Below are 17,746 nucleotides of genomic sequence, written 5' to 3' on the forward strand. Positions count from 1 at the left end.
CTGTCCGCGCCCACGATCTCCGAATCATGGTTGCCCATGGATTCAGAACTTCGCAAGAAACACAACTGTAATGCTAGAAACGGCTGGAAGAGATGTACGACTGCATCGAACAATTCAGGCGTTCCTTGCCGCAGTGTCGCAGAACGAAATCACGATCCTTGAGAAGGATAGGATCTGTGACGCCATTGTCGAAATTGTCACGCCAAAAGCCCAAGAAATTGCAGCGGAAAGAACGTCGCGAGAGTCTGGCCATTTGGGGACGATTAAACGCTTTGAGCTTAGCGACGCAAAGACCGTAACGATCAAGGGCTACGCGACACCCAAACAATCCATCGTCGCCGTAACATTTGAGGTATCGTTTGATCTGATGCTATTTCGGAGCGATGAAAGCGGGGAGCAGCAGGTTGACACTTCTTTGAGTCTTGAAGGTTCATGTTCCTACAACCCCGCTTCGCGGGACACCTCGGACTTGCTAGTCAGTACATGGCATCACAGCCTCAAAGGGCATACAGGGACCAGCTGGTCAATGCACTCCGCACCGGGGAGTGCGTTTGAGCGTCAGTTGAAAGAGACGAGGTATATTTGAAGTATAATAGGCGAATGGCCTCGGTGAGGCCGCACTACTCCAGATGCGCGCACGCCAAGGGCTAGGGTGGCGACCCTTGCGAAGGCCGACGAATGGAACGAGCCGCCACTGGCCGAGTCGGATTGACGGGGGCATCGGCCGCGCTTGACCGTCCGGTTGTGGTCCCTGCGCGATTGGCCGCTAAACGTAGCGGCTTGCCGAAGGCTGGACCTCTGGGCGATCTTACGCCTTATGGGCACCAAATCTCGCGAGAGCATCTACGGCGCGTCCGTCCGGGCGGCGGCTGAACAAGCGGCCGAGGCCCGCAAGAAGGCCGACCGGCTGGCCGTCGAGGCGTGGAATGCGCGCATGCTCGGGTTTCAGGGACCGGCCCAGCCATCGCCGACGCTCGGCGACGCGCTCAATGCGGGTTACGGCTATCTTGAAGTCCGGTGCCTTGGTTGCGACACTAACCAGACAGTCGCCTTGGACATCGTGCGGCGCCCGAAGGCGACGCCGATCCACGAGTTGGAGCGATACATGCGCTGCAAAGACTGCTCGCTGGTTCGTGGCTATCCCTACAAGCGTAGCCAACTGGTCGCGCTTCGACCGACGAAGATCTCGGTCGGCAATCCGCCGTCAACGTGGTGGTCGGGGGAACGAGACTGATCAATGCAGCCAGACCCCAAACGGCGAACCATCCGCAGCTTTGCCGAAGCCGAAGACATGCATACCAAGATCGCCGAAAGCGCTGCAAATACGGCGAAGTGGCTGGTAGAGCAGAAGGATGAACCGATGTCGCTGTTGCGGGCAATGCGGTTCGATCCCGTAGGGCATGATCCGTTGACGGGGGAGCCACTTAACATCGTGGAACAACTCAATCAGACGTTTACGATCCTCGTAACCCTGAGGGCGATCGCGATTGTTTGAACTCCATCCAGACGCAGGTGGCTATCATCTTGCGCTTGGGACCAACAGCGGACGGGACATCGAAAGTGTTAGAGAAGGCTTGGTCGCTGCCGAAACGTTTTCTGCCACGAGCCCCGCGAGCAATCAGAAACTAAAGAAGGATTTGATACGACTGGATGCAGACACCGCGCAGCACAGATACGTCTTTTTTGTTGTCCCGGCTACCCTGCTGGCCGCCAGCCAAAGCTCGAAGCTATTTCAGGCATACAAGTTCACGCCGTCGATCTATAGCCTCGCATGTGTAATTTATACAGCATCACCACCAATCAAGCCGCCATCGCCGCACTGTTCCGCATCGTCAATCGCTATGTCGGCAACCTCGCGCCAATGCCCGGTGTGTTTCCAGACTATCCCGCCCCGGTGATCCGCAACACCGACAGCGGCACCGAGATGGTGGCGATGCGCTGGGGCATGCCGCCGCCGCCGCGAACGGGCGGTCCGCCCGTGACCAACATCCGCAACACGTCATCGCCGCACTGGCGCGGCTGGCTCAAGCCTGAGAACCGCTGCCTTGTCCCGGCCAACAGCTTTGCTGAGTATGCGCCCGAGCCGAACCCGGAGACCAAGAAGAAGGACGTCGTGTGGTTCGCACTCAACGAGGATCGCCCGCTGTTCGCCTTCGCAGGCATCTGGACGACGTTCAACGGTGATCGCGGGACGAAGTCGAAGCCGGTCTCGGGACCGCATCAGGTCTACGGCTTCCTGACGACAGTGCCGAACGCGGTGGTCGAGCCGATCCATCCGAAAGCCATGCCGGTAATGTTGACCACCGTTGAGGAGCGCGATGTTTGGATGCGCGCGCCGTGGGATGAGGCCAAGGCGTTGCAGCGGCCGTTGCCCGATGAGGCACTCAGGATCGTGATGCGGGGGGCGGACAAAGAGGATCGGAGCAGTGACAGAGACGAACAAGAGGAAGGGGCATGGTTCTAACCATCCACGGAAATCCAGTTAACAACGTATTCCGATTAGGCGGTGCGGACGAAAATAGTGCCACCTTCGCTTTGGGCTGGGCTCTTGAATATAGCAAGCACTTTCGCAAACGCATGTTAGGCGCTTGGCTTCACGCGGAAGTGGACGATAGCAATGCGGTAATTGCGCTCCAGAAGCATGGGGAGGATCGAGGGTACACCGACATCGAGATCCACGCTGGCGGTCGATTCCACGTTATTATTGAAGCCAAACGCGGTTGGGACCTGCCAACGGAAGAGCAACTGCGGAGGTATCGGCCCCGACTAACCTCGGGCACAGCGGAAATTCAACGGCTGGTCACGATCACTTCTGCCAGTGTGGAGTTCGCCAGACACAGACTTCCGAAAAACATAGAAGATGCGCAGGTTATTCATCAGTCGTGGGGTGCGGTAAGAAGGTCCGCAGAGGAGGCGCGCTTGCGGGCGATGAGTGTCGCGGAGAAGCTTTGGCTCGATCAGCTTTCCGAACATTTGAAGGAGTTCGTCGCTATGGACCGAATTAACGACAATACGGTGTACGTCGTATCTCTCGGCTTAGATGCCATGGTGGAAGGCGGCAAACACACATGGATCGATGTTGTCGAAAAGGACGGCCGCTATTTTCACCCGATGGGGGGCGCAGGTTGGCCAGTGCAGCCGCCTAACTACATCGGTTTTAGATACCACGGAAAGCTACAGTCGGTTCACCATATCGATGACTACGAAGTGACCGAAGACCTCTCTACTCTAAATTCCCTTTGGCCGAAAACGAACTCGTTTCATTTTGTCTATCGGCTCGGACCGGCAATACGCCCGGCATCGGAAATCCGCACCGGCAACATTTTCAGGTCCGGTCGGGTTTCATGCGCCATCGATACCCTTCTCTCGGGAGCTTACAAAACAATCAGCGAAGCCCGAGATGCGACAAAGCAGCGCTTGGATCGGCTTTTAGAAGGTTAGTCGGAGCACCGACGTCAGAATGGCGCAATCATCTAGCTGGAAGATGACATATGCGGCGGTGGCGGCCGGGATCGTGCTCGCGACGTCGAATTGCTCGGCCTCTGCTGTATCCCAATAGAAGCGCACCGACTTCCGGCAGTCAGCGAACCGTACTGCTCCCGCAGTCGTCGTCTACGCCACGGTGGGGGATGATGCGGATGGGGTCGCCTTCGCGCCATGGCTTGATCGCTACCATTCCGGGAAGGTGCGAACAACGGCGGCAGAACTGCGACCGGACTGAAACTTCAAGATCGACATTTGTTGCTTTGCTGCGGTCATCAGATCTCGGACATCGAGCCCGGGATGTTGTCATCCCGCTGCGCAGGGAAGTTTTTTTGACAAAAACAGAAGAATTTTCAATAGCATAAGACCAGTCGATCTGCATTTGCGTCGCGACCCGACGAAATCGAAACTCTTTGTGTAATACTCTGAGGATCGTGGATCGGTAGCCACAATCGACGGCCGATGCTCTCGACGTAAAGGTAAGCCCCCTCATCGGAGTGCAAGCGCACAACATGACCGACAGCACTTCTTTTAACGCGCTGGACGATGAGCACAGCGACACTTACGGACCGGCTTGGTTTGGTTGGGAGCGATACAATCAGTTCGTGAAATCCGTTAAATCGGAGATGCGTTATGTCTGGTCGAAGGATACAAACGCATTCCTCGACGAAGTGCTGGCTACGTCCGCAAGTCGGAAGCAAATCATTCGCAAAGGTTTCATCGGTCTCTGGCGCGCTCAAATAGGTTGCGATTCGGAAGAGATGTCACAGACCGACGGCACGATCACGGCCGTGTACGATGAAGATCGCCCCTTCACAGCGGCGCGGATGAAGCCGATACCAAATTGGTTTTCCGAAGGAAGGGTGAATCCCCGTGGTATCCCCTATCTTTATCTTGCGACGGATTCCAACACGGCGCTTGCTGAAGTCCGACCGTGGATCGGTGCGACCATTTCTGTAGCACAATTCAAAACCAATCGGGACTTGAACGTCATCGATTGCTCGAAGCATCACGCGAAAAGTGCCTTCATCAAGATACTTACCGACAAGAACCTGACACGGGAAGACGGCATCTGGACCGCGATAGATCAGGCTTTCGCGACGCCCGTGAGTAGAGAAGTGGAGTCACGAGATTACGTGGCTACGCAAATACTGACGGAGCTGTTCAAGTCGTCGGGCTATGACGGGATCGTCTACAAGAGCCTGCTGACGCCGCACGGATTCAACGTAGCGCTGTTTAATTTGGATGATGCTGACGTCATCAATTGTGGCCTTCACAGCCTAAACTCGATCAGTTTTGACTTTAAGGACATCGGTCCGCAATACTTCATAAAGCCCAAGAAATAGTACGGCCGAAGTGTTTCGCAGGCGCGCATTGGGACTGGCTAGGTGACGTGGTCGGCACGGTTCTTCGATCCGATCATCTTGCCGGACGGGCGCAAGCTGGTGACGTTGCGCGACGCGGCGACCTACATCACGGCGCTGCCGAAGGCCGAGCATGATGCCGACGAATGGCAGACCGCGATGAGCACGCTGTTGCTGGTCGCCGAGAACGACGGGCCGGAAATGCTGGCGCGCATCGCGATGATGCGTGCAATCAACCGGGACACGCCGCAGTCGCTGCCAGCGGCGCGACGGAAGCAGGCAAAAGTGTACCGGGTCATTCGGTGACGGCAGTATCCCGAAAGTGCCCAAACCCCTCTGTACAACTCGGAAGAGCCGGTGGAAATCGCGAATTACCGCTGGACTCGCATACCCGCTATGGTCGTAGCTTCAAGCTAACGCAAGTGGAGGCGGGATAATGGTCACGATTGCAGAAGGTTTGGCTGCCGCTACGGCTGGATTGAATTTTGCGAAAGATCTACTCGGTCTAAAACAGATTTACGAGGATGCCGATCTAAAGCTCAAGATCGCGAACCTAAACGAGTCCCTCGCGAAGGCAAAAACCGCACTGTCGGATGCCGAGGAACAGTCGCGTGCAAAAGACACAGAGATCGCTGCGCTGAAGAAGAACTTTGAGTTCAGGGAAGCGCTAATCGAGGTGCGAGGTTATAAGTATGAAAAGGGCACAGATGGAAAGCCGACAGGCTTTGCGTTCTGTCAACGGTGTGAGCAGGAGGGAAAACTCCATCGGCTAACCAAGTCACACCGGCCACAGTACTACACCTGCCCGAATTGCAATCGCGACTTCAAGGGTGGCGTCACGCAATATCGGTGACCTGCACTGAGGGGAAGAGGCAAGGCGATGTTCACCGATGACCAGCCCACGGTGTTTTTGCTAGGCGCAGGCGCAAGCTGGCACTACGGATTCCCAACCGGCGAAATGTTAGTAAAGGAAATTCGAGATAAGGGAGCGATCCTCGCTCGCTTTTATCGACATTCATTCAAGGTTGGAAATCCGCAGCGCCCCAAATTTTTCGGTGTCCCTAAAACCGATGTGCAGACACAGTGGAAAGAGGCATTGGAGCGATGCCAGCGCTTGAACAAAGCGCTTCAAGAAGCGAATCCGCTGGTTATTGATTATTTCCTTGGCCTGAACCCCGATCTTCAGGAAATCGGGAAGCTCCTGATCGCGTGGGTATTGCTGGAACGCGACTCTAGATCTCGGCGAATTAACGGAAACATCAATCGCGAAAACCCCGCTGAGGATGATTGGTGTCGGTTCATAACCCATCAGTTGGGCGTTGGATGTAAGGCCTCCGGAGACCTGCACAAAAACAAGGTCTCATTCGTGACGTTCAACTATGACACGTCGTTGGAAACTCGGCTGCATAGCGGGCTTCGCCACCATGAACTCTTTTCGCCCACCGACATCGAAAAGTTTCTCGGCGGAAGTCGCATCATTCATGTCTACGGACGATTGGCCAATTCACAGCCGGACGCTATTCCGTGGTCAGTTGAGGACGACGACCCTCTCGGCTTCAATGAGTCCAACTGGGGTGACTATCATGGGGATTTCGCTAGACTGCTCGATGCAATTCATGACGCTTCAACCGACCTGCGGGTTATCGACCCCGATAACAAAGACGCTGATGCCGAAAACATTGTTATTGCAAAAACTCAGATCGTTGGCGCGAAGCGCCTTTTCGCCCTTGGCTACGGTTTTGATGAGAACAACAACCAACGCCTGAACTTGTCGGAAGCAATCAGGCAGCACAAAAAGCGATTCTACTTCACTAATTTTGAAAACAACAGAAACGTAAACAAGCGCGTTTCAAAGCTAATATCCGGAAGCGAGGAGTTGTTTCGATCCGACTCTAACTGGATTGAAAGCGGCCTCTATGAACGCAGTGCGCGGAGCGTCTACGATGCATTTGCTCGCGATTTTGACTTGTAGTCGCGGCAGAGAAGGACATCCCATGAGCATGAGAATTGAAGGTGAACCGGCAAGACGATTCAAGATCTTCAGAGCGGACCTGCACGGCAACGCTAACGGCGACGCCCTCGCAGCGTATGACAGTGAAACGGAAGTCCTTGCGCACAAGCGGCGTCAGGACTGGCACTACGTCATCTACGAACAGCGAATCCGCGTCACAGTCGCCGAACTAAAGGCCCGCATCTGGGAATGTCCGATTTGCACGCAGATGGTGATTGCTCGGACGGGTTCGCGGCCTATCCTACCATCGGGATTCTATGACAACTGCAAGCTCAAAGATCATATGCTAGGTGACGAATGCATCGCGCGTCGTGATCCTGCGACGGCAAGGCGTCTACTCGAAGAGCAATGAACAATCAGACTCGTCCGAGTGGGTTTATTCCGGTAACGGACGATTGGGTCAAAACGCTTTGTTCCAGATGCTCGCATGCCCACGGCAGCGAGCCCGGCCGCCGGTAGGGGCAGAGCCAAGGCAGACAGTCGTCAGGGAAGGCCTCCGCGTCCGACAGGCCGGATGCCCAGAACTCGTTGAGCGCCGCGCGGTTGGCCTGCCAGTCTCGCCGCATCTCGTCCGAGATGTAGTCCGCCAAGTCCATGCTGGTACCGGAGGCGTAGCCGGTGTAGCCGCTCACCACGCCGACGATCTGGCCTGTCCGCAATTCGTGGCGGCGGTAGGGACCGAGCGAAAGGCGCGAGGTGCGCTTGCGACGGATCACGGTGGGCATCTTCACTCACCTCGATAGGATCCTGCCGGTCGGCCGATCTCGTGACGGGTAGGCTCGATGTCCAAGCCAAGGCGGTGCAGCGATCTGACAATGAACGACTGCGCAGCCAGCTCGTGGCGCAACAGCGGGTGGTCCTTAAGCCCGGCCTTGGTGCGGATGACAGGGCCGTCCCGCGCGATTGTTGCGGTGCATTCGGCGACCCGGTCGGCGGCAGCGCAGATCTGGTGCAGCATTGCGAGCCCGCCAGCGTCGGTAATCGCGAAGTCTGCATGGATCGCGACCCAGAGCTTTTCGCCCGCCTCGCCCAGCCCCGGCGGTGGAGCAAGCGGGTCAGGCTTTGATGCCGGGTCGATCACGGTGAGGATGGGAGGCTTTTTCGCCAACGGATTCCCCTTCCCAAATGTTCTTACCCAGTTTCGGCCTGCTTCAGGCGGCTCCGCGCTCGGGCCGCTGTTGAGCGTATTTTTCAAAGACGCCCCCCTCCGTTTTGTCGGTTACGGGCGCCGAGAACCCCGCCTATGCGCGATTGTCCAAATGGCGTGATTTGCCTCACTAGATCCCGCCCAACGCATCAGCGCGCTCCGCAAGGCCTCGACATCGAACAGGCGGTGCATAGGGCGATATGACTCACTTCCCTATCCATCCGATTTTATTCTGGTATTTCGAGTTTTGGGGAGCTACAGGCTCGTTACCGCTCCCCGCATCCGAACAGCAGCACTGTGAGTCTTTCGCGCTCATCCTCGTCCAACGACGCGAACAGCTCAGCAAGCTCGAAAACATCTTGTTTTAGCCCGGCAAGGGTCGCGTGACGCAGTAGAGACTGTACCTCAGCGTTCAGCCCAACATCACGATCCGGTTCACCCAAGGTTCTTCTCCCCTTCTAGAGTCCACGACCGGGGCCACGTTCCCTTGGGCACGAAAGATCACCTTCGCTCGCGCCTGTAAGCCCTGAATGTCAGGATTCCGGCGGGAAGGTCGAGTGACAGAGAAATGTCGTCAGGATGCATCGTTGCGGCCAGCTTCGAAAGATCGCACAACGCTGTTCCAAGCGCCGCTGGCAGCCCCTCCACCGGCTCAAACCCGAACGTCCGCTCGACTGCTTCTGGACTCCGCGATACCAGATCGCCCCTAGCCCCCGGAGTCACTTTTGCCTCCCCTCAAGAACTCGTATGGCGCTCTTAAGCGTCGCAACGAATCCAAGCAGAGCATTGCAATCCCTCACGGTGAAGGTTTGCTGCCCCTCACGCGCGCGCCGATGTTCCATCATTTTCCTTTTCTGCTGGAGGACCGCTTCTTTCTTCGGCTCGCGATCTGCCAGATGAGCCGCCCGACGTCTGCGCGCTTCAGTAAGGATTTTCGTTCTCTCTTGCGTCGTGAATCTTGTCATGGCGCCCACTCCGTCCGCTCATGAGCGCAGGATGTCACGGTCTGCGGTCAGATGGCTCCGGCGCGCCGGAATTTATTTCCTGTCCAATTCGACCGCATCTTGTATTGCGCGGCGGATTGCTCTGCCGATTTGGTAGGGATCGTCTTTCCCGTTCCTGCTGAGCCATTCGTATTTCAGAAGGTAATCGACCATCCTGCCGGAATACTCAACCGGCGCAACCCTGAGCCCAGCGACCTCTCGTTGATAGCGACGCCGATCACGAGCACGCTTTTGCTCACGCTTGCGGTTGGCGGTTAGCGGACGATGGAGCATATTTCTCTCCCTTAGGCGAAAAACCGGAGACGTGCCTTCCCGAGGTCTTCGAACACAATGTGGTCGCCGCGTTTTACCGCATTCGCTGGAATCCCGGTCGGCGCGCGCCGTAGGTTCTGTCTTGCGCCGCCACTGCGCCATCGGTGCGCCATTAAGAAAAACCTGATGGCGCGCCCGTTGCGCCATTGGTTTTTGCTTAGGGGCACCGGTTAATGGCGGCGCAGACGCCTGCGCCATTAGCGCGCCACCAACCCCACCTTTAATGGCGCAACTCATGTTGGCCTCTTCAGATGGTCCACCCAGAGGCCTTTGACCGGCTTCCGGGTCTTTGGGTTTTCGTAGTCTTTCTCGATCAGCAGTCCGGACTTGAGCCATGTATTGACGATCAGCCGCGCCGGGCCTTCCCACTTGCCGGGCCAATGCCTTCGGACAACGGACCATGCGGGCCGGTCGGATCTCGCCGCGTTGCTGTAGCGGTTGCCGTCCGGCAGCCCGGCATCGATCTCATCGAGGATCGCGCTCACGGTCGGAACGCTGATGTCGGCAAATAGTCCGGGCGGTCTCCACACCTCGACTGTCTGCACGTTGTCGCCGCTCGGATAGAGCTCGGTCGCGTTGTCGATATCGACACCCACCAGTCGAAACCATCTTGCTTCCGTCATCGGCGCAATGTTGAGTTTGGCGTCGTCCACGCGGATCAGCCTGCGCCGCTCGACCTCGCTCAGCCCGAATGCCTTGGCCTCGTCGGCCGTCATCACGGTTGCGGTGCGGACTAGCCGCAAGGCATCCTTGAGCGCCGATGCACCCCGGCCGCGATTAGCATTGCCCGGATCAGCCGGTCCCTTGGACATGTGATGCGGGACGTCGACCGCGATGTCGAAGTTGATGCACATGTCGGTCAGAATTTGCGCGACCTCGTCGATGCCGCTGTTGTCATTCTCGGCGATGCCAGGCGACTTGATGAACGGATCGTGGATCACAAGATCGATCTTTCGCGAGGTGATGACGCGGGCCAGCTTGGCGGCCAGAGTGCCGGGCACGCGCTGGTTGCGCTGATCCAGCGCCATCAGCTTGCCCGCCTTCCTACCGAGCGCGGCGAGATACAGCCAGCCCTTCAGCTCGCCCCGATCAATTTTATGATGCAGGCAAGCGGCCCGGATCCGCCGTCGCAGTTCGTTCGAACCATCTTCGAAGCTGACGATCAAGACGCGACAGCGCTGAAAAACGTGCTCGCCCGTGAGCGAGCGCTGAACTGCGGCCGATAACCCCTGCGCATAGCGCATCGCCGTCTTGCCAACGGCGCCGTCGCCGAGCAGTGAGCTTGCAAAGCCTCGACAGAATGTGGTCCCGAGTAGCCAGCCGCGCGGCGGCGGTATTTGGTTATCATCACCAGCATCCCATTCGCCGAGGTCATCGTCGCCGCTCGCATTTGATGACTCTGAGTTAAAAATCTTAACCCAGTCCGATGTCCTCTCGATCAGCGCATAGAGCGCCTCCGTCGTGCCTCCGTGGTCGAGCCACTCGGACACGTCGCCCTTCAGCGGCATCGCGGGCCAGTGCCGCCAAAGCTCCAGCACCCGGACACGCTTTGCCACCCCCGAGAGCTTTTGCGCGACGTCCTGAGCGTGGTCCTGACCGGGATGGATCGGACGACCGTCGGAGTGAAACATCGCCTCCTTTGTCTTCGGGTGCCGTTTCTGGGGGTCGAAGTCCGGGATGATCACGACGTCGGCTCCGCGAAAGTGCTCGCTCAGCTCCTCGCTCCACTTCCCAGCGCCACCGGCATTCGTCGTCGCGGGCAAGCCGAGCTTCCACAGCCGGTCTACATCCTTCTCGCCCTCGACGATGCAGATGACGCGGTCGTCATTCTCGATGACGTCCGTCAGCCGGTAGGGCACAGGATTGATGCCCTTCACCGACCAGACCCAGCCGCCCTTGATCGTATCCGGTGGATCATCCGGGCGTGGCTTGCGACGCTGGCGGAAGTCCTTCGGCTCGAACCGACACACCTGAAACAGCAGCTCACCGCCTTGATCGACATAGTCATAAGTCGCGACGATGGTCGGCGACCGCTGACGTGTCGTCGCCTTGCCGCTCGGCCGCACATCCTCGAAAAGGTGAAGACCTCTCTGTTTCAACCAATCCAGCCGATCCGCTCCTACTAGACGCGTCTCGCGTGTCACCAGCTCCAGCGCGCCTCCGCCCGCACCGATTTCATGGTCGTACCATGTGCATTTGCCCAAATTGACCGATAGCGACCCGCGCGCGCCATAGCGCAGCTCGTGCTCCGACGACAATGCCCGATTTGGTTCCCCCAACAGCATCCGCGCCAACTCGGCGAATGCAGTGCTGCTGATGATGGCGCTCACGATCTCGGTCACGTCGCTCCCCTTGTTGGGGTCGGAGACCGGGAGTAAAAGGCAGGGCGTGGTGACGGCCCGACCCTTGATCCAACCCGGTCGGTAAAAGTTGAAGCCCGGCGGAGGACAACGTCGGGCTTCGTCACGTCTAGGCAGCAGCAGTCTTTTCGCGTTCTGATATCCGTTGGGTGATCGTCGTGGGCCGACCGCAAAGCTGCCCACCCAGTTTAAACAGGCCCAACTCGCCCTTGAGCGGGTAAACTTTCCGCCACTCCTCCTCGTCACCGAAGATGAAGCCAGCCAGCGCCCGCGCGCCGAGCAGAAGCCCCAGCTCACTTTCCTCTCGCGGCATGGCCGAAGCCCTCCACTTTGGATAATGTCGAAAAATACATTCTAGAAATGTATAAATCAACATTTTGATTGACGCGACAGCGATCTCCGGTCAAGGTCGGGAAACTTTGGTAAAGGACCGCAAATGCCCGTAGCGGTGCTTCCCGGCTTCACGATTTCCTATGCGCACTTAGAGGCCGCGCTGGTGGAGATGCATGGCATCGCTGCCAACGATGTCCCGGCATTCCGGTCGCGCTTCGGCGCGCTACAGCGTGGCGGCCTCTTCGGTGCGGGCAACCAGCCCGGCAAGGGTCGCAAACTCGTGTACGGCGTCGATCAATTTCACCGCGCAGTATTGGCGTTCGAACTTGTGCAGGCGGGCGTAGGACCGACCACGGTGCTCTGGCTTGTCCGCGAATTCTGGGACAAGCGGCTCCGTGATATCCTCCTCAACGCAGAGCGCGGGCGCGGGCGCGAGACATCGAATGTGGTGTTGCTCCTAACCGGCCTGACGGCCATGGAGGGCGCCGAGCAGGCTGTCCCAAGTATCAATCACACCACAATGGACAAGCTGGCCACAACACTCTCGCTTGCAATCCGAGGAGACGATGAGCAGCGCGACCGCGACCCACCAGCACGGGCACTTGTGGTGAATCTGTCCGCGCAACTGCGCCGCTTTCACACCGCGCTCGTTAATCACCATCTTAAGCCAGAGATGCTGGCCGAATTAGAAGTGAAACCTAATAGCAGGCGGGTCACAAAGGGGCGTCGCGGCGCGACAGGATCGTCATGACCAAAACGGCAGCCCGGTTCACCCTTGCCGACATTGTCCGCGCCACCCGCGCGGCAAAGGAGCAAGGCGCCAAGGCTGTCGAAGTCCTCCCCAACGGCACAATCCGTGTGGTTCTTGCCGGAGAAGATGAGGCTAAGCCCGAGGCCGACAAGCCAAAAATTCGGGACTTCAAACTGTAATGCGAAAGAGATGCCGAAACCATCTTTACCTTTCCTCCACCGCTACAGAAGCCGGAGCGGTAAGAAATGGAGATACTACGTTCAGCTCGACCCCCATGCCAAAGGGCGTGGCGTTCGGATCGGCACTGATCATCTGTACCGTGGCGAACAGTTCATGGCCGAATATCATGCTGCCGTTCCGTGCGCTCCGATTATCGCAGCACCGATCTTTGGCAAAGGCGGCAAGGGCACAGTCAAATGGCTCATCGACCTTTACCGCGCGTCGCGCGCTTGGACTGATGATATTGGTGCAGGCACGCGGAAGCAGCGCGGCCCGATCTATAAACAAATGGAAGCGAACGCTGGCGACTTGCCATTGTCGGCGATCACGCGCGCGAAGGTCGAAGAAGGCATGAAGGCGCGAACAAAAAATCAATCCCGGCACTTCTTTAATGCCATCAAACAACTCTTCAAGTGGGCAATCGAAAACAACGATATCGATTTCAATGGTCGTAACCCCTGCGATGGGATCAAGCCTCCACGAAATGATTCCAAAGAGGTTGAGGACTGGGCATTTGCCTTGGCCTATTGAGCGAATTGAGCAATACGAGAAGCGCTGGCCGCTTGGCACCAAGGAACGGCTGATACTCCACGTTTTTCTCTACGTTGGCTTGAGGCGCGGCGATGCGGCGCGGCTTGGTAAAAACCATATGCGCAAGGGCCTCGTGTGTTTGAAGACCGAGAAGACCGACATACCGATCTATGTGCCGATCCATCCCGACTTGGCAAAATCGATGAAGGCCTGTCCGTCAAAAGGCCTTGCAGTCATCAGCAAGGATAATGGCGCGAACTACACCAAGGAGTAGCTCGGCAATCTCTTCCGTGAAGCTATAGAGGCCGCTGGCATCCCGGTGACGAAGCGAAAAGGAAAAGAGGAAAGCAAGAAAGGATATTCGGGACACGGCCTGCGCAAGTCGTCCGCAATTATCGCTGTCGAGAGCGGCGTGCCGGATCGCGAACTGAATGCAATGTTTGGCTGGACTGGGCACCAAATGGCGAGCCTCTACACCAAACACGCCGACCGCAAAAAACTTGCTGCACGCGCCATGGCAAAATGGAAACGGCCATCGTCTGACGCGGGTGATTTCTTGCAGTTGGAGGATGACGAAGCCGAAGCGGCGTAATCCAATATCGGCGGCTATCGACCTTTTAAGGGTGTAATCGCACGTTAAAAAACTTAATGACTTCAAAGCGCATTTTTCGTCACACCCCTTGCGTTATGTTGTTGATCTTGTTCAAAAATGTGATTCCTGCCGGGCCCACCACCTGAGCCTGTGGTCCGGACACTTTGAGAACGACTCGGTTTCCGCTTTAAGAACGACTCGATTTCGTTTGGAGAACGACTCGATCGCAGATCCTCCTGAAAGAACTTTCGAATTTCTCCTCGATTTTTCCTTCCAATTCCGGGGTTCGAAAAAAGCGAGGGGGGGGGCAATTCAGCCAATTCCCGTGCCTTGTATATCCCGGCCCCCACTAAAAGACCTCTCGAGGAAGAAGCTGTGATGAAGTCTCCGAGAAGTTCGTATTCCATGAGCAGGAGGTCGCCGACATCACGTTTCGCGCGATGGTGGAGGCCGGGCGCGTCGTTCTCCACATGGTGAATTCGAGCGGCCGCGACTCCAGTGTGGACCTCATTGGGGAAGCATTCGCCCTTCCCTGTCTTCGCTATTCAGAGAACGGATGGCAGCGACGCGGAATGCCCTCAGGCCCGCCGGGCTGGGCGGTTTGGGCAACCTATCAACTCCGAAGAGTGTGAAACTGCAGACGGCGTTGCACGCGAAAGCGAAGGCAGAAGCCGGTTATCGCTTCTATGCCCTGTACGACAAGAAGCGCCGGATGATCTCGCGCCGCATTAAAGAGGCGCTGGCCGCCGCCAAGGCGCGGGGCAAGAAGTTGGCCGGTAAGTGCAACAACGCACTCTCCGGGGAGTGCAGGCAGGCGTCCGCCACTCAGCGCCGTGCCGTGGCCGATGCGCGGGCCGCAGACATCATCCCTGCCATCACTGCGCTGCAACGGGCTGGAGCTGCCAGTCTGCACCAGATCGCGGGCGGCCTGACCGCCCAGGGCATCCCGACGCCGCGCGGCGCAGACACGTGGAGGCCCGCTCAGGTGGCGCGCGTGCTGCGCCGCGCCGCAGCTCAGGGTTCAAGGTAAGTGTAGAAAGCAAACGGCCAAGGTAGTTGGAGGAGCGCGGGCGCCGCTGAATTCGTTGCCCGACGCCATCAGGCGCTGCAGCACCTGGCTGCGTGAATGCCGCAGTCCTTGACTTTCGAAGAATGGTTATTCAATTATTCACAAAAGCTGTATTTTCTCAACCATCACCTTACGATTGCCGGGAGGGACAAGGATGGCTACCGCTGTGCCTCGTCAATTTGAAATTGTTCGTGTAGCGGCTCGGGGCGATTTCGAGACAAAAATTCAGCTCGCAACTGAATTGGAAAACTACACGAAGCGGATGATACGCGAAAATCGCGACTCTGCCTTCCAGCGATACTATAACGAACGGCGAAGTGCGCTGCGCGCTCGCACTATAGTCTCGTATATCAGCGTTGCACAGAACGTTGGGATTCTCGATGATTCATTGAAGCCCACTGGGAGGGTGAGCGCGAGCACCCCCCTTTCTGGTTTCTCAAACCATCTGAAAGACTGCTTGTTACCCTATGCCAAGAAGCATGGGTTTGCTCTCGATCAAATTCGAGATTTCATTTCTAACAAGCTGAAGGGATCTAGCCCTGTGGCGCCCATAACCCCACGCCTGCTGTACACTGGTCAATCTCCTAACATCTCCGAGTTTACCTTCGCGCAATGCTTGTACATGCTCGACGAACTCTTCAGCGACCGATTTAGGGTCAGATCAGTGCGGACTCTACTCCACAAGGATGTGTTTTGGGGCGCGATCTAGCACTTGTACTCACAACGCCGTTGCGGATCGGAAGATTCGCCGCGGGAGCCTACACACCAAGCTGCAGGCATTGACTGATTGGTTTATGAGCACACGCCTTAGTAGGAGATGCGTCGATGTCTAAGGAAGCAGATATCGGGGCGGCCCGTCAGTTCTTTTTCGAACTATGTGGCCGAGCGGACGGGCGCGAAGACCAAGATGTCTTGAGCTATACCATCCCGACCGAGAGCATTTCGGGTTGCTTGACACCAAAGATGCCCCTTACGGTCTTGCTGGGCATGAAGGGCGTCGGCAAGTCGACAGCTTTCAAGAGGATGACTGCGGAACCGCCATCGGGTTTTTTGGTTGCAGGGTTTGCACCGGGCTCCGAACGCTTCAAGCGCCTCTCAAATGTTCAGCCGGGCCTTTTTAGAGAGCGCTTTCTCGCGTTGTTTTTGATTGCCGCAATATCGATGCTTGAAGAAAGCGAGCTTTTAGACGCCAAGGACAAAAGTAGCCTGTCCATTCTCCCTGCACCTCTCGAGTCGATTTTGAAGACGCTGGACAGCGCCGTCAAAGAAGGTCGATCGCGTCTGAAAGGGGGATCCGCGTTCGGTTTTGGTCTCTCGTTCGATCTCAGTGAGGATCAAGAGAAGAAGCTTGATCAGTTTGATCGCGCCGCCGCCCGAGCGAAGCTTCAGGCGCTCGCAGGAAAGGGTGTCGCGGTTAGATTCTTTGTCGACGACCCTGAGCAGTCGTTGCCGCCGGGAGAGCAGGGCAGTAACGCCCTCGTGGGGTTGATACTCGCGGCAAACGAAATAAACATCAATTTCCGGGGTGTAGTAGGCTTGACCGTCTTGCTGAAGACGCACGTCTACCAAAAGGTGTCTGGAAACGAGGAGTTGGCGAATATGATCCCTGCGCAGCGGGGCGCGCTGTCTTGGACCGAAGACGAATTGCTAGCGGCCGTGGAGAGCAGATTAACCTTCGCTGGCCTGAGCTACGCGGACGCCTTCGCGTTCAAGAAAGGCGATTTGAAGAAGCACGTTATTTCTTTGCTCAGAAACGGACCGCGTGACTTATTTGTTTGGATATCGATGGCCTCACGAGCTTCAGGCGGTGAAAAATTGAAGTTGGATGACTTCTCGGCGACTAAGAAATCGATCGGCGAGTTCTCTATGCAGCAGATCTCTGCCGCCTACACAAACGAGATTCCTAACATCCCGAGGCTGCTGCGCTTGGTGTTTCCAAAGAACAAGGAATATAGCTGGGAGGCATTGATTGCAGAGGTGGCAGAACTGCGCACCAACAGCAAGGAGTTCATCGAACTCAGCGAGAAGAACAAGCTCGACCTATCCTCAGACTATGCGAAATTTTTCTTGGAGGCAGGAACGCTTCAACTGACGACGAAAGGCAATGTCGTCGAGCCTTTCGGGAAGGATTATCACCACAATCAGGAGATTGGTAAGGACACGAAGGTGAGGGTGCATCCTCTGTTGGCTGCTGCGCTGTTCTAGCAGGAATCTATTTTTATCTGCGGTGGGCTTGAGAATGTGCTCAACGATCAGCCGTAAATGTGCACATCGCTGCCTCATTCTCTCTTACCCGGAAGACTGGTGGCGACTGTCTTGAGGTCGCTAGTCACACCCTGGATCGTCGCTAAGACGGAGGAGCTTCGGGATGCCATATCTGCACCGTGCGGGATCGCAATGCCACCTGATCCGCCGGGGCATCCATTCGTTGAGGCCATGCTGGTGATTTCCTGCAGGAGTGGCTTCGCATCAGTCAAACCCTTTTCTGCATTTCCTAAAGCGTGATGGCATTAAGTTCGATAGCCTGAATTTTTGAGGTAGTTGGCGCATTCCTCGGGGGTGAAGGCATC

At 56.9% G+C, this 17,746-nt stretch carries 24 protein-coding genes; 18 read left to right on the forward strand and 6 right to left on the reverse strand.

Annotated elements, in window-relative coordinates; translation table 11 throughout:
• The 10 genes from SO180_RS39000 to SO180_RS39045 all read left to right on the forward strand — a co-directional run.
• The coding region (locus SO180_RS39000) for a hypothetical protein (RefSeq protein WP_449384098.1) at positions 1-586 on the forward strand (586 nt) is incomplete at its 5' end.
• Positions 587-817: 231 nt separating this feature from the next.
• On the forward strand, positions 818-1,234 hold the full coding sequence (locus tag SO180_RS39005; protein ID WP_449384121.1) for a hypothetical protein: 417 nt from the start codon (positions 818-820) through the stop codon (positions 1,232-1,234).
• A 3-nt stretch (positions 1,235-1,237) separates the two neighbouring features.
• Positions 1,238-1,495 carry a hypothetical protein gene (locus tag SO180_RS39010; RefSeq protein WP_449384099.1) on the forward strand — a complete coding sequence of 86 codons (258 nt, stop codon included), beginning with the start codon at positions 1,238-1,240 and terminating at the stop codon, positions 1,493-1,495.
• 276 nt (positions 1,496-1,771) lie between these two features.
• Complete coding sequence (locus SO180_RS39015; RefSeq protein ID WP_449384100.1) at positions 1,772-2,464, forward strand: SOS response-associated peptidase; 693 nt, start codon at positions 1,772-1,774, stop codon at positions 2,462-2,464.
• Positions 2,455-3,441: a hypothetical protein gene (locus SO180_RS39020; protein WP_449384101.1), complete on the forward strand. Its 987-nt coding sequence runs from the start codon at positions 2,455-2,457 to the stop codon at positions 3,439-3,441. Before SO180_RS39015 ends, SO180_RS39020 begins: the two co-directional genes overlap by 10 nt.
• Positions 3,442-3,995: 554 nt before the next feature.
• The gene (locus SO180_RS39025) at positions 3,996-4,829 is read left to right on the forward strand and encodes an RES family NAD+ phosphorylase (RefSeq protein WP_449384102.1); all 834 of its coding nucleotides are present in this window, start codon (positions 3,996-3,998) and stop codon (positions 4,827-4,829) included.
• Between the two features lie 42 nt (positions 4,830-4,871).
• The gene (locus tag SO180_RS39030) at positions 4,872-5,153 is read left to right on the forward strand and encodes a hypothetical protein (protein WP_449384103.1); all 282 of its coding nucleotides are present in this window, start codon (positions 4,872-4,874) and stop codon (positions 5,151-5,153) included.
• Between the two features lie 130 nt (positions 5,154-5,283).
• Entirely contained in the window at positions 5,284-5,700 is a 417-nt protein-coding gene (locus SO180_RS39035) for a hypothetical protein (RefSeq protein ID WP_449384104.1), read from the forward strand.
• A 27-nt stretch (positions 5,701-5,727) separates the two neighbouring features.
• Positions 5,728-6,819: a hypothetical protein gene (locus SO180_RS39040; protein ID WP_449384105.1), complete on the forward strand. Its 1,092-nt coding sequence runs from the start codon at positions 5,728-5,730 to the stop codon at positions 6,817-6,819.
• A 22-nt stretch (positions 6,820-6,841) separates the two neighbouring features.
• A complete protein-coding gene (locus SO180_RS39045) occupies positions 6,842-7,210 on the forward strand; it encodes a hypothetical protein (RefSeq protein ID WP_449384106.1) in 369 nt (122 codons plus the stop codon).
• 4 nt (positions 7,211-7,214) lie between these two features.
• Here the strand turns inward: SO180_RS39045 and SO180_RS39050 are convergent, their stop codons facing one another.
• The 6 genes from SO180_RS39050 to SO180_RS39075 all read right to left on the reverse strand — a co-directional run bounded on the left by SO180_RS39050 (position 7,215) and on the right by SO180_RS39075 (position 11,978).
• Complete coding sequence (locus SO180_RS39050; protein ID WP_449384107.1) at positions 7,215-7,583, reverse strand: hypothetical protein; 369 nt, start codon at positions 7,581-7,583, stop codon at positions 7,215-7,217.
• Between the two features lie 2 nt (positions 7,584-7,585).
• Positions 7,586-8,053 carry a P27 family phage terminase small subunit gene (locus SO180_RS39055; protein WP_449384108.1) on the reverse strand — a complete coding sequence of 156 codons (468 nt, stop codon included), beginning with the start codon at positions 8,051-8,053 and terminating at the stop codon, positions 7,586-7,588.
• A gap of 218 nt (positions 8,054-8,271) precedes the next feature.
• Complete coding sequence (locus tag SO180_RS39060; RefSeq protein WP_449384109.1) at positions 8,272-8,448, reverse strand: hypothetical protein; 177 nt, start codon at positions 8,446-8,448, stop codon at positions 8,272-8,274.
• A gap of 276 nt (positions 8,449-8,724) precedes the next feature.
• On the reverse strand, positions 8,725-8,970 hold the full coding sequence (locus SO180_RS39065; RefSeq protein ID WP_449384110.1) for a hypothetical protein: 246 nt from the start codon (positions 8,968-8,970) through the stop codon (positions 8,725-8,727).
• A gap of 72 nt (positions 8,971-9,042) precedes the next feature.
• The gene (locus tag SO180_RS39070) at positions 9,043-9,282 is read right to left on the reverse strand and encodes a hypothetical protein (RefSeq protein WP_449384111.1); all 240 of its coding nucleotides are present in this window, start codon (positions 9,280-9,282) and stop codon (positions 9,043-9,045) included.
• 272 nt (positions 9,283-9,554) lie between these two features.
• A complete protein-coding gene (locus SO180_RS39075) occupies positions 9,555-11,978 on the reverse strand; it encodes an AAA family ATPase (protein ID WP_449384112.1) in 2,424 nt (807 codons plus the stop codon).
• Between the two features lie 139 nt (positions 11,979-12,117).
• Here SO180_RS39075 and SO180_RS39080 point away from each other — a divergent pair, with 139 nt between their 5' ends.
• The 8 genes from SO180_RS39080 (at position 12,118) to SO180_RS39115 (ending at position 17,381) form a co-directional block, all read left to right on the forward strand.
• The gene (locus tag SO180_RS39080) at positions 12,118-12,765 is read left to right on the forward strand and encodes a hypothetical protein (protein WP_449384113.1); all 648 of its coding nucleotides are present in this window, start codon (positions 12,118-12,120) and stop codon (positions 12,763-12,765) included.
• Positions 12,762-12,944 (forward strand): hypothetical protein, encoded by a 183-nt coding sequence (locus tag SO180_RS39085; RefSeq protein ID WP_449384114.1) that lies wholly within the window; start codon positions 12,762-12,764, stop codon positions 12,942-12,944. The genes SO180_RS39080 and SO180_RS39085 overlap by 4 nt, the downstream gene beginning before the upstream one ends.
• Positions 12,945-12,954: 10 nt before the next feature.
• Positions 12,955-13,515: a hypothetical protein gene (locus tag SO180_RS39090; RefSeq protein ID WP_449384115.1), complete on the forward strand. Its 561-nt coding sequence runs from the start codon at positions 12,955-12,957 to the stop codon at positions 13,513-13,515.
• A complete protein-coding gene (locus tag SO180_RS39095; protein WP_449384116.1) occupies positions 13,499-13,789 on the forward strand; it encodes a hypothetical protein in 291 nt (96 codons plus the stop codon). The genes SO180_RS39090 and SO180_RS39095 overlap by 17 nt, the downstream gene beginning before the upstream one ends.
• A 45-nt stretch (positions 13,790-13,834) precedes the next feature.
• Complete coding sequence (locus SO180_RS39100; RefSeq protein WP_449384117.1) at positions 13,835-14,107, forward strand: tyrosine-type recombinase/integrase; 273 nt, start codon at positions 13,835-13,837, stop codon at positions 14,105-14,107.
• Between the two features lie 556 nt (positions 14,108-14,663).
• Positions 14,664-15,137, forward strand: coding sequence for a recombinase family protein (locus SO180_RS39105; RefSeq protein WP_449384118.1), 474 nt, complete (start codon positions 14,664-14,666; stop codon positions 15,135-15,137).
• A 193-nt stretch (positions 15,138-15,330) separates the two neighbouring features.
• Positions 15,331-15,885, forward strand: a complete 555-nt coding sequence (locus SO180_RS39110) for a hypothetical protein (protein WP_449384119.1) — start codon at positions 15,331-15,333, stop codon at positions 15,883-15,885.
• A gap of 116 nt (positions 15,886-16,001) precedes the next feature.
• On the forward strand, positions 16,002-17,381 hold the full coding sequence (locus tag SO180_RS39115) for a P-loop ATPase, Sll1717 family (RefSeq protein ID WP_449384120.1): 1,380 nt from the start codon (positions 16,002-16,004) through the stop codon (positions 17,379-17,381).
• Positions 17,382-17,746 lie beyond the last annotated feature (365 nt).

It is taken from the genome of Bradyrhizobium sp. UFLA05-112, from assembly GCF_053572325.1.